6 protein-coding genes and 1 pseudogene are annotated in these 12,154 nt (G+C 54.5%); 4 read left to right on the top strand and 3 right to left on the bottom strand.

From position 1 onward, the window contains the following. The first annotated feature begins 23 nt into the window (after positions 1–23). The 4 genes and pseudogenes from ACQGXV_RS08390 to ACQGXV_RS08405 all read left to right on the top strand — a co-directional run bounded on the left by ACQGXV_RS08390 (position 24) and on the right by ACQGXV_RS08405 (position 3,677). The gene (locus ACQGXV_RS08390; RefSeq protein WP_440866146.1) at positions 24–998 is read left to right on the top strand and encodes an IS30 family transposase; all 975 of its coding nucleotides are present in this window, start codon (positions 24–26) and stop codon (positions 996–998) included. 39 nt (positions 999–1,037) lie between these two features. After that, positions 1,038–1,931: pseudogene (locus ACQGXV_RS08395) on the top strand (IS256 family transposase); the annotation flags it as partial. Positions 1,932–2,254: 323 nt separating this feature from the next. Continuing rightward, positions 2,255–3,121, top strand: coding sequence for an SUMF1/EgtB/PvdO family nonheme iron enzyme (locus ACQGXV_RS08400; protein WP_440866147.1), 867 nt, complete (start codon positions 2,255–2,257; stop codon positions 3,119–3,121). Further along, positions 3,111–3,677, top strand: coding sequence for a carbapenem biosynthesis protein CpmH (locus tag ACQGXV_RS08405; RefSeq protein WP_440866148.1), 567 nt, complete (start codon positions 3,111–3,113; stop codon positions 3,675–3,677). The genes ACQGXV_RS08400 and ACQGXV_RS08405 overlap by 11 nt, the downstream gene beginning before the upstream one ends. Positions 3,678–3,681: 4 nt before the next feature. Here ACQGXV_RS08405 and recD read toward each other — a convergent pair whose 3' ends face one another. Genes recD through ptrA form a run of 3 tightly spaced genes read right to left on the bottom strand, consistent with a single transcriptional unit; the run spans position 3,682 to position 12,133 of the window. Beyond that, on the bottom strand, positions 3,682–5,535 hold the full coding sequence (gene recD, locus ACQGXV_RS08410) for an exodeoxyribonuclease V subunit alpha (protein WP_440866149.1): 1,854 nt from the start codon (positions 5,533–5,535) through the stop codon (positions 3,682–3,684). Continuing rightward, complete coding sequence (gene recB, locus ACQGXV_RS08415) at positions 5,532–9,137, bottom strand: exodeoxyribonuclease V subunit beta (protein WP_440866150.1); 3,606 nt, start codon at positions 9,135–9,137, stop codon at positions 5,532–5,534. Before recB ends, recD begins: the two co-directional genes overlap by 4 nt. Beyond that, positions 9,134–12,133 (bottom strand): pitrilysin, encoded by a 3,000-nt coding sequence (gene ptrA / locus ACQGXV_RS08420; RefSeq protein WP_440866151.1) that lies wholly within the window; start codon positions 12,131–12,133, stop codon positions 9,134–9,136. The genes recB and ptrA overlap by 4 nt, the downstream gene beginning before the upstream one ends. Between the last annotated feature and the right edge of the window lie 21 nt (positions 12,134–12,154).

The following is a 12,154-nucleotide window of genomic DNA, read 5'->3' on the forward strand; positions in this document are numbered from 1 at the left end:
GGCCATACTGGAGAGCCTGTTGCATGCAGGGAAAACATCTGACTCAGAAAGAACGGTTCTACATCGAAAAGCGGCGTGGTGAAGGTGTCAACCAAGCTACCATCGCCAGAGAGCGTGCTCTGCCTCGCTCGACCATCAGCAGGGAACTCAGACGCAATACCGACCCTACTTTCAATGGTGTCTACTGCTGTAGAAGGGCGGACACTCTGGCCCGGGAACGCCGTCATAAGCCTCTGCCAAACAATGCTTTTTACCCGTTGGAGCCACACATTCAGAACTTCATCAGGCAGGCGCTTTCCACTCACTCTTCACCTGAAATCATCAGTGGCCGTTTGCACCTGGAATTCGGTATATCTGTCAGCAAGAATACGCTCTATCGCTATATCCTGCAGGAGAGACAGGCTGGCGGGGAGCTATATCAGCAACTTCCTCATCGGGGAAAACGTTACAGGTACAATGCCGAAAACCTCAAATCAGGCCCTATTCCCAACCGTGTTGGTATTGAGTATCGCCCAGCTCAAGCCGAGCTTAAACAGGAGCCTGGCCACTTCGAAATTGACACTATTTTTGGCAAAGACCAGAAGTCATTCTTGTTAACCATCGTAGATAACGCATTGAAAACCGTCATTATTCGCAAACTACCTAATAAGCGTGCGGAGACTGTGGTTGCTGCTTTCAGGGACATTGAAGCTAATACCTTTTGCAAGTTTAAGACCCTAACAGCTGATAACGGCCCTGAATTCGCTCTGCACGAGCAAATTACTCAAATCACAGGGGCGCAGGTCTACTTTGCCCATCCTTATCATTCCTGGGAGAGGGGCTTGAATGAGCACACCAACGGGCTGATACGACGTTTTTACCCAAAGGGAACAGACTTCAGTCAGGTCAGTCATCGTAAGATTGCCGAACTCGAACACATACTCAATACAAGGGGCAGAAAATCGCTGGGCTATCGTTCTCCCAATGAGGTATTTTTAACGCACTTACTGGTGGCATAAGCCTCTACCGTTTTGTTGCGTTTCGAGTGGGAATGGGGCGATGACCGCATTATTTCTCTCTATTCCAGAGGGTTATCAACCCGTGATATTCAGGCACACTTTAAAGAAGTCTACGGGGTCGATGTTTCCGCTGGCTTCATTTCTCAAGTGACCAATGCTGTGATGGATGAAGTTAAGCGCTGGCAGCAACGGCCGCTGGATGCGCTTTATCCCATTGTTTACCTTGACTGTATTGTTGTCAAAAGCCAGGACGGCGGAGCCGTGGCCAACAAGTCTGTTTATCTGGCCCTCGGCGTCAACGGCCAGGGCGAAAAAGAGCTGCTGGGGCTATGGATAGCCAAAACTGAGGGGGCCAAGTTCTGGTTATCTGTGATGACAGAACTGAAAAGTCGTGGGCTAAAGGACATCTTCGTCGCCTGCTGCGATGGCCTGAAAGGCTTTCCTGATGCCATTGAAGCTGTTTACCCGCATACGCGGGTACAGCTCTGCATTGTGCATCAGGTGCGGAACTCGCTGCGCTACGTCGGCTGGAAAGAGCGTAAGGCCGTTGCTGCTGACCTGCGCACCATCTATAGTTCCGCAACGCTAGAGGGCTCTGAAGAGGCCCTGGATGCCTTCGCGGCCAAATGGGATGAGCAGTTCCCGACGTTCAGCCCGTCGTGGAGAAATAATTGGGAACGTCTCATCGTCATTTTTGACTTTCCGCCGGAGATCCGCAAGGTTATCTACACCACCAACGCGATAGAGTCGTTAAATGCTTCATTGCGCAAGATAACGAAAACGCGACGAATATTTCCAACGGATGACTCGGTGATAAAATTACTCTATCTAGCCTTGCATAATATCTCTGCTAAATGGACCTTGCCAATCAGAGACTGGAAACCTGCTATGAGCCAATTCATGTTGATGTATGGAGAACGAATCTCCGGTTAAGCAATGGAGCCATTTACACAAAATTCTTTACAGACTCGAGTAATTCGATCGATTGCTTGTAACCCATTGAATAAAAATGCTGATATTTCTCCGCCGCTGTATAACTACCAGCGTCGTTCCAAGATCCTGGTGATTGACCTGTAGTCCTCGCGTATCACGCCGGTATGCAACCCCGTATACCGGCATTGCCATTATCTCCCCCCGATCAATCGCGCAGAGACTTATCGCGCCTCAGCGCGTAGAATGTTCACGTTATGCACGTCACGTCACGGCCCAGCCCTCACAGCGGCCATACAGGACAGCAACACCGGTACAGGAATACCATGATCAAAGCACTCTTTATGCTGCTCGGCATGGGGCTGATGTTTCAGGCCGCTTGCGCCACGCCGCTGCACATTGACGAAATCACGGTCAAAACAGGCCACTATTACGTTGGTCCGGTTTTTGGCCAGCAGGCCTACGCCGAGCACGCCAACACCTCACTTACTGCTTATAACATCATGACCACCGCAGTCACCTATCGCTTTTATCACGATCTGCTGGCATGGGCGACAGAGCAAGGCTACACGATTGAAGGTGGATGCAACGGCGCACACTTCGAAGACTGCCTTGCGCCAGAACAAGACGATGGCCAACATCCTGTCACCAATGTCTCCTGGTGGGATGCCATTATTTTTGCCAATGCGTTGAGTGCTCGACAGGGATTAACGCCCTACTATCTGGCCGGCGATGGGCAACCGCTTAAACAGCAGCCTGAGCCAGACGCAGAGCAAACCCTTCGCACTGCTCCTCATGCCTCAGGCTATCGTTTGCCATCACGCAATGAATGGGAGGTGGCGGCCAGAGGCGGCGCGCCCGGTTTGGCGAACAGAAGCTATGGCTTCTATTATGCTGGCAGTAACACGCCAGAGAACGTTGCCCATTTCGCCTCTGAAGAGGCCACCACGTTCGGTACTCGCCTCGTTGCATCAAAACAGCCTAATGCTCTTGGTCTGTATGACATGAGCGGCAATGTGTCTCAGTGGCTTAACGATACCGTTGCGGTTGAAGGCGGTAAAACGCTCTACCTGTTTTGTGGCGTGAGCTATATGGCACAAGGCAACCTGCGCAGCGGGTGTGATGCACACACGCCGGGTTTTATGATGTCAGATATCGGTTTTCGCTTAGTAAGGACACGGTATGAACCTTAAATACGCGCTGCTCCTTTTATTATCCTGGGCTGCATTGTTCCCAGGCAGCCTTTGGGCACAGCCTACAAACGCTGACTATCAGCGGGCATTACGTGACTATTTTGCCGGAGAGCCTGCGCATTGCCTCGGCGTAAAACAATGGCCGGTATATAGCCACGCCCAGGATGCGCCCTGGATCACCGGGCGCATGCAGGCACTGGTAGATGCCGGATTGGCGCGGGAGACACGTCAGGGAGAGAACATTGTCTATCAGTTAACGCCGCAAGCCGAGCAAGCGTGGCGTACCGCAGGCGATCTCTGCTTTGGGCGCATGGAACTTGACCACATCCTCACGATTGAGCCAGTGGCACAGGGGATGAATGCGGTCTATTTCACCTACCGCTTAACCCAACTAGCACCTTGGGCCAGCAATGCCTCGCTGCGTTTTGCGTTTAGCGAAATGGATAACCTGATCGCTGGCAGCGCCAAAATGCGCTATTCCGCTACGTTTCGCATAACAAAACAGAGCAAGCTGATGCTTCACAGCCCCCCGATTCCGGTAGAGCTGGATTTCTAACGTTTCAAGTACCGGAAAGTATGCGTGTTTCCAGCCCGCTAAAGCGACGCGTCGGTGTTCTCACCGCGCGACATAAGATGCTTATCTCTGCGTAGAGCGACAGTTGCGCGCGCGCGCGTGTAACCGCGGTGTACACCAATTCGCGCGTCAACACCGTTAAAAAGCCGTTCGGCAATACCAGTGCGGTATGATCGAATTCCGAACCTTGAGATTTGTGCACGGTCATGGCGTAGGCGGTTTCATGCGGTGGCAAGCGGCTCGGGCTGACCGGTTTCATTTGACCATCCGGCAGTTGGAAATAAACGCGCAGCTCCCCCGCCTCATTCGGCATGGCGATCCCAATATCGCCGTTAAACACGCCAAGCAGCGCATCATTACGTGCAATCATGACCGGTCGGCCAGAATACCAGGGATTCGTCGGATTACGACCGCGATGAATCAACCCGGCCTGTTGCAGCGCCTGCTCAATACGCGCATTTAAACCGGCGACGCCAAACGGGCCGTCACGCAGCGCGCATAACAAACGAAAACGGTTAAATGCCGCCAGCACCTGTGCGGCGTCGTGCTCCTGTGCTACCGCCTGCAAATAGTCGCTATACCCCGCTACACACTGCGCCACCATCTGCTGGTAATCCTCTTCCTGCGCCAGCGGCATGCAGTGCAAATCGTCATGTTTATTCTGCAACACCTGCCGAACCTGACGTTCATCGCCACCGTTTACCGCGCGCGCGATGATGCCAATGCCGGAGTGTTGATCGAATCGGTAGCTCTTTTTCAGCAGGCACAAACTGTCTGCCACCACAGGACTCACATCGGATGACGCTACCAACCGGTAGCCCGTCAGCTTTTCGAGCGCCTCAACGCGTTGCGCACTATAGCCACGCGCGGCAAAACGGCAGATATCGCCCAATACCGCCCCAGCCTCAACGGAGGCCAACTGATCGCGATCGCCAAGGAAAATCACCCGTGCTGTCGCAGGCAGTGCCAATACCAGGTTTGCCATCATCGGCAGATCCACCATCGAGGCTTCATCCACCACCAGCACATCAAGATGGAGCGGATTGCCCTGATGATAGCGCAAGCGTTGGCTGTCCGGCACCGCGCCCAACAGACGGTGCAGCGTAGTCGCTTCCCGCGGCAAATGACGCTGCTGTGCCTCTTCAAGCGGAAGTTTGCTTAACGCACTGCGCAGCGATTCCGTCAACCGCGCGGCAGCTTTTCCTGTCGGGGCCGCCAGTTGTATGCGCAACGGCCTATCCCCTTCATGCAGCAACAGCATGGCGGCCAGCAGTTTAGCCACCGTCGTGGTTTTTCCCGTGCCTGGCCCGCCGGAAATCACCGAGACCCGGCGCGTCAGCGCTACGGCAGCAGCCACCTTTTGCCAGTCAACCTCGGCATCAAGCGGTGAAAACAAGCGGTCTAACACGCGGCGTATGGCACGGGGATCGGTATAAATATCAACGACATGATTCTCGGTAAAAAAGGCCGCCACCTGTACTTCACTCAGCCAATTGCGTTGCAAATAAAGCCGTTGGTGCTGCAACACCAGCGGCGTGGTCTCACGACCATCGCTCACGACGGGCGAAGCCAGCAGGTGTTGCTGCCACGCCGCACTATCCGACAGCCCAGCGAGCTCCCACAGCGCATGCGCCAATGCAGGATCGCGACCATCAAACAGGAAATCAGGGTGCAATTCCGTTAACGGTAAACAGACGTTGCCCGCGCCCGCCGCCGCGCTTACCAACGCCGCAGCCAGTTGCACCGGTGCGGGTTGTCCATCGGTCAGCATACCCGCGAACTGTACATCCAGCGGGCGCAGCAGTTGGCGCTCCATCGCCGTCGCCAGCAAGTCCATCATAGGCGTTCTCCTGACAGTGCCACTTCACCGCTGAACAAGCGATCGAGGTGTTCAACAAAGGCTCGCGGGAGGCGCTGGGTGAAAATACCATTCGTGGGAAGAACTGGTTCGACACCGCGTAAAAACAGGTAGATAGCGCCACCAATGTGGCGGTCATAATCATAATCCGGCATCCGATGGCGCAGATAGCGATGCAGAGCCAACGTATAAAGCTGATACTGCAAATCATAGCGGTGCGCCATCATTGCCGCTTGCATAGCAGGCTGCGTGTAGGCACTGGCGCTTTCGCCCAACCAGTTCGACTTATAATCCAGCAGGTAATAACGTCCCTGCCAGCAAAACACCAGGTCGATAAAGCCTTTCAACATCCCCTGCACCTGCTGAAAGGAGAGTGGTGGGCAATTCGCTGACAGCGGATCATAACGTTTTGCCAGAGCATCCAGCGCGGTTGCCTGTAGCGGGGCATCGATTGGCAGATAAAAGGCGAGCTCAGCAATCCGATGCTGTGCGGGTACGCTTGCCAACGTCAATGGGGCATCAGAAGCGGCCATATCCGCATTCAGCGGCGCATGCAGCAAAGCCGAAAACCACACCTGCAAGGTGGGTGCCCAACCGCTTGCCATGCCATGAGCGGTCAACTGATCTTCCAGCCATTCAACGCTGACGGGTTGGGTAAAATCCAATGTCTCAAACAGACTATGCAAGAAGGTTCCCAGCACTGCACCTTTGGGGAAAGTATGCGGGGTGAGCGCTTGCTCACTCTCTTCAGGGGCAAGGTTGCGGGGGTCCAACGCGGCATCAACATCCAGGCGGGGAAACAGCTCTTGCGCCATCGCCCCTCCCAGCTGTAGAGGATGTTGTTGAGCACCATGCTGTTGTAAACCGGAATAGCTGGTCACTCGCCAATTATTGGTAAGCAGGCGCTTACATTCACTGGCGCGCAGTACCGCTGGCTTCTCTACGCTGTCTTGCCAGGGAATGCCATCCCATTCACGCACAGCGCTTACCGCAACGCCATCGCCTTCCAACGCATGCAGTGCAGCGACCAAAGTCTCCGCATCCGCCTCCTTGCAGCGTTGCAGCAAATAGCCGAGCGCATTAAGGTGCATGTCAGTCGTTTCACTCTTGCGTCTGGTGCGCTGTAGCGGTGCCACCCCCACGCTACAGTGGTAAATCGACCGCGTCAGCGCCACGTACAGCAGCCGTAGATCTTCCGCCAGCCGCTCTTCCTCAGCCAACTGCTGGCTTTCTTCCCCACTATTGACGTCGAGCAGCGCCTGAAAGGTGCGTCTGTCATGGTAGACGCCATCAGGCTGAGGTCGAAAGTGACAAATAAAGGGCAACCAGACCAGCGGATACTCCAGCCCTTTAGATTTGTGGATAGTGACAATTTGCACCAGATGGCGATCGCTCTCTAACCGCAGTTGCTGGTTTTCTGCTTGAGGATTGGGCTGCAAAATCTGCTGCGACAACCAACGCACCAATGCATGCTCACTGTCGAGCGTAGCCCCGGCGTGTTGCAACAGCTCGCCCAGGTGAAAAAAATCGGTTAACCGGCGTTCACCTTCACGGCTAGCCAGTAGGTTTTCCGCCAAATGATAATGCGACATGAGCGAGCGCAGCATCGGGAGCACGCCACGCCGCTGCCAAAGATCACGAAATTCGGCGAAGGTATCGACCTGTGCATCCCAATCCGCCTCACTCTGGTTTAGCGCATCAATCTGCTGCGCGCTGAATCCCAGTAAGGAGGTCGCCAGCGCGCTGCGCAACGTGCGTTCTTGTTCTGGTGCCAGCACCGCCTGCAACAACCACAGCACCTCACGCGCTTCCGGTGTAGTAAAAACGCTGTCACGGTTGGAGAGATAAACGGAGGGAATAGCAAGGCGGCGCAGCGCATCACGCACCAACGCCGCTTCATGGCGGCTGCGTACCAAAACACAAATATCGGATGCCTGCACGGGAGAGCGCTGGCAACCATTATCCAGCCAGGCAGTACGCCGTTGACCCGCTTGCAACCAGTCGCGAATTTGCATGGCACACTGCTGCGCCATCAGTTGTTGATACTCGCCTGTCCCCAATGCCGACGAGCCCGATAGACAAAATTGCAGTGCAGGCTGCGACACGCCGTCCAGCTCAAAACGCAGTCCCTGTTTACTCGGTGCAGGCTTAACCGGCAAAAAAGGGATCGCCGAAAAAATAAATGGATTATCGATGCATTGAAACAGGCGATTGACACCGCTAACCATGTCATGGGAAGAGCGCCAGTTGGTTTCTAGCGTGTAGTGCGCCTTAACATCGGCACGCGCCCGCATATAAGTGAAAATATCCGCGCCGCGAAAGGCATAGATAGCTTGTTTCGGATCGCCGATTAATAGCATACCGCTGTCGGGCTGTTCACCATAGATAGCGCGGAAAATACGATACTGCTGCGGATCGGTATCCTGAAACTCATCGATCATCGCCACCGGATGGCGCTGACGTATCGAGGCCGCCAATTGCTCACCCAGCGGCTGGCGCAGTGCCTCATCCAGACGGCTCAGCAGGTCGTCAAACCCCAAGGCTGCGCGACGCAATTTTTCGCTGCGCACCGTGGCGCGAATATCATGTAACGCCCGGTCGATAACAATATCGCGCAGTGACAACGGCGTGGTAAGCAGCATTTCAATCGCCGAAAACACCGGAAGCACAGGGGATGCACCCTTTTTGGTTTTCTCGTTTAGCGCCGATTGAGCGAACCGTTCCAGCGCTTTTGGCAAGGTATAATCGGTGGTTTGCGCTTCGGCCCAAAGGCTAACGCCTTCTACCCAGCCCGGTAGATAACGGTTACTGTAGCTGCGCTTATCTACATCCGATTCGAGAATGCACGTCTCCACCTGCGCCGCCACCTGCCGCCACTGCTGCTTGATATCATCAATGCGTGCCAGAATCTGCTGATGACGCTGTAACAGCGTCTCGTCCGGAGCAGGAGGGTTATGCAATTGTGGCGCTTCGCCGTGTAAATAGGGGGCAAGTTCGCGCTGTAACGCATCCGGCCCCCGCCAAAGTTGATCAATGACGCTAACCACATCGAAGGGCAAGGGGTAACAGTAACGCCGCCAGAAATCGGCACAGGCCTGCCGAGTAAGAAGCTGTTCATCTTCGATCAATTCCTGATCGAACAACGAACCGGACTCAAAGGCATGGCTTCCTAGCATGCGTTGACAAAAACCATGGATGGTGTAGATGGCGGCTTCATCCATTTGTCGCTCAGCATCGAGCAACAGTTGTGCTGCAGACGGCTTATCGGGAAGCTGCGCCAGCAGTGCCGAGAAAAGCGGATTTTCACTTTCGCCACACAGGCAAGCCAGGCGCAACGCATGAATATTGGAACGAATACGTTCGCGCAGTTCCTCAGTCGCCGCCTCGGTAAAGGTCACCACCAGGATTTCTTCCACCAACAGAGGTTTAGGATACGCCGCCTCGCCGCCCAGCCCTAGTAACAGGCGCAGATAGAGCCCGGCCAGCGTATAGGTTTTACCCGTACCGGCAGACGCTTCAATCAACCGCTCCCCAAACAGGGGAAGCGTAAGCACATCAAGCGTACGCGGCGTATCCTGACTCATGGAACAACCTTCTCAACCACGTTTTTTTTCTCAACCGCCGAGACTTTTTCAGCAGACAACACGCCGCTGCGTGGTTTTTCAATCACGCGCTGTTTCACTGGCAGCGTCTGTTGCAGCGTTGACGCATTGGGATAAAGCGTCCAACCTTTCGGTGCAGCGTAATCAGCCTTACCGTGATGGCTGCCCGAAATTTGCGACAACACCGCCAGCCCTTGCGGTGCCAGAGCCTGTTCGAAGAAGCGCGCAAGTTGCTCGACCGTCAGCGGTTTTAGCGCTTCAATCAGTTTCTCACGGGTGTTGAAGGCAAAGTTTTCACGATCGAGATCGTTACGCAACCGCCCAACTTCTTCGTTCATCGTTTGTGGACGCTCACTCAATTCGGTAATCAACGCCTGTTTGTACTGCTCAAACTCATCGGCTTTGATGGCACGCAGGCGCGGCTTGGCTTTCTGGAAGAAATCCAGATAACGTTGGTACAGGTAAGCAGGCTGCTGGCTGTTACTTTGCAGCAAGAACCCAATACCGAACTGACGGCCAACAATGGTCGGGAAGGAGAACACCGCATAGCCGAGTTGCTCTTCCGTTCTCAGCTTGTTATAGAACCAAGGCTGAATAATCTGATTGAGCAGCGAACTGTACGCCATGCCCTGCACTTCACCGTAACCGGTCGGGATATACACCGCAGCCAACGCCGAATCGGTGCTGCTTCCTGCACGTTGCAGGTTGGCAAGCTGAGTACGCGCCACGTCCACGCTCGGGGAACGCCACCAGACTTGCCCTGAACACGCCAGACGCGCTTTGATATCCTGTGCCAGTTTCGTTACCTGACTTTCGGTGAGGTTACCGACTGCCAGCATTTCCGGTGCAGCATCACGCAACAGAGCATCACGGAAGGCCATCACATCGTCCAGCGAAATATCTTTAAGCAGGGCGCGTCGCTCTTCTCGCTCGGTATAAGGCAGCGAAGAGATCGCCTGAACAGGCTCCAGTGCCTGCTCATACGCTTTGGCATTTTCAGCGGCATCCAACTGCTGGATATACCAGGATTTGGCTTGCTCAAACTGTGCAGGGGTTGCCGTATAGCTTGCGTACCCTTCAACGAGCGCCAGCATGAGTTTAGGCAAATGCTGCGTATAGCCATTGGCATTGATGGTTAGCCCATCATTCCCACGGGTGGAGAAGCTGATCCCACCTACCGAAGCTTGATAGCTCAACTCATCCAGCGCTAACCCCGCCAGATAGTCATTCAGCAGGAACATCACCTGATGACGAGCCGTATCCTGCGCCATCGGGTTACGCAGCAACACTGTGACATTCGCCTTCGGTTCATCGGCAAAATAGCGACTCGGCATATAGAGCACACGCAACCCTGGTTGCTGTAACACCATTTTCGGGTAGTTCTGCGCTTCACCGCGCTTGATCAGCGAGAAATCAGTCGGGATATACGGGTTAGGCGTCGGCAGCGTGAGCGCCATTTTTTCGCCCAGCGTTTGCCAGCGGGTAAACTGAGCCGGGGCTATTTTGTCGACCTGATACGGCGCATTAACAAAATAAGCTTCTTTGTTGTGCGGTGCATCAGGGCTTATCAGCCAGATACGCGCACGCTCCGGCGTCATGCTGGCCAAACGTTGCTTAATCGCATCGGGATCAAAGCGATCGGCCAGATAGGCGGCATCCAGCGTATGTTCCACCGGCACGCGCATCATGGTATCCACCAGCCATTCGATATAGCCCATGTCACGCTTAACGGACTGATAGCGGAAATCGAGCGCCATCACGCGAGAGATTTCATCAAAATAGCGCTGCTGGATGCCTTCTTGCTGCAACAGTTGCAGATAGTGGAAAATGGCAGCCACTACCACGTCATACCGCTCAAGGCCTTTATCTGTCAGGGTAACATAGATAGCAAACAGGCCACCGTTACGATCCACAATGGGATCAGCACCTGCGCCCAAAGACTCTATCAACCCTTGCTTTTGCAGCCAGTCCGACAGCGTATTTTGGCTGCGATTGCCAATCAAATAGCTGATATAGGTGTTGGTTTGGCTGCGGAATGCCTGACTGGTAGGGTCGGTCTGTTCCATGACATCACCGCGAAACTCAATACGCAATTGCTTGCGCGGCTGCGCTGGCACGTAATGAATCATGATACCGCGCTGATCGTCCGTCACTGACGGCGCAGTGATAGCGGGCACCTTGGCCTGACAGTTAGCAATACGCCCGAAGGTCTCTACCGCCATTTTCGCCAATTCCGTCAAGGGTTGATTGCTGTAAATCACCCCTTTCATCAGGTTAGCCGAGTAGTAACGCTGATAGAACGCCAACAGTTCGTCATGCAACTTGCTGCCGGGCTTGTCCTTCAGGGTTTCCAGATTCCCGCCAGAAAAACGTGACGCCGGGTGCGCTGGATTTAAGATTTCCGCGCCCACCTGCACCATGCGATGCCCGTCGCGCGAGCGCGCCATGGTCAATTCCGCATTGACTGCATTGCGTTCGCGATCCGCATTAACCGGATCAAGCAGCGGCTCGGCAATGGCATCTGCCAGGCGATCGAGTGCGGGCTGTAATGCCGCATTTTCTACTTCAAGATAATACGCAGTGCGGTACGGTGCAGTACTCGCATTATGGCTGCCACCGTGTTTTTTCAGGAATTCAGCCAACGCATCCGCCTGCGGATAGCGTTTGGACCCCATCAGGACCATGTGTTCCAGATAGTGGGCCAATCCCAATTGACTGTTGGGATCGTCGAGTGAACCGATAGGCAGCGCCAGCGATGCCAACGAACGGGTTGCCTGAGGATCGGACACCAGCAATACCGTCATGCCGTTATCCAACGTTATCGCCTGATAATTACGCGGATCGTTTTCTCCCTTGCGAATAACCTGCTCCAAAGGACGCCACCCTGCGGTTTGCGCCCACGCTGAGGACACACCGCTCAGCAGCAACATCATCATGCCGATACAACAGGCAAACTGTTTACGCCATTCTCTCTTCATTACCGTCCTTTCTCTCACGTC

The sequence above is a fragment of the Symbiopectobacterium purcellii genome (assembly GCF_052050035.1).
Taxonomy (GTDB): domain Bacteria; phylum Pseudomonadota; class Gammaproteobacteria; order Enterobacterales; family Enterobacteriaceae; genus Symbiopectobacterium; species Symbiopectobacterium purcellii_A.

Coding starts and splice junctions, on each gene's coding strand:
- recD (WP_440866149.1), bottom strand. CDS start 5,535: ATGATGGACTTGCTGGCGACGGCGATGGAGCGCCAACTGCTGCGCCCG.
- ACQGXV_RS08400 (WP_440866147.1), top strand. CDS start 2,255: ATGATCAAAGCACTCTTTATGCTGCTCGGCATGGGGCTGATGTTTCAG.
- ACQGXV_RS08390 (WP_440866146.1), top strand. CDS start 24: ATGCAGGGAAAACATCTGACTCAGAAAGAACGGTTCTACATCGAAAAG.
- recB (WP_440866150.1), bottom strand. CDS start 9,137: ATGAGTCAGGATACGCCGCGTACGCTTGATGTGCTTACGCTTCCCCTG.
- ptrA (WP_440866151.1), bottom strand. CDS start 12,133: ATGAAGAGAGAATGGCGTAAACAGTTTGCCTGTTGTATCGGCATGATG.
- ACQGXV_RS08405 (WP_440866148.1), top strand. CDS start 3,111: ATGAACCTTAAATACGCGCTGCTCCTTTTATTATCCTGGGCTGCATTG.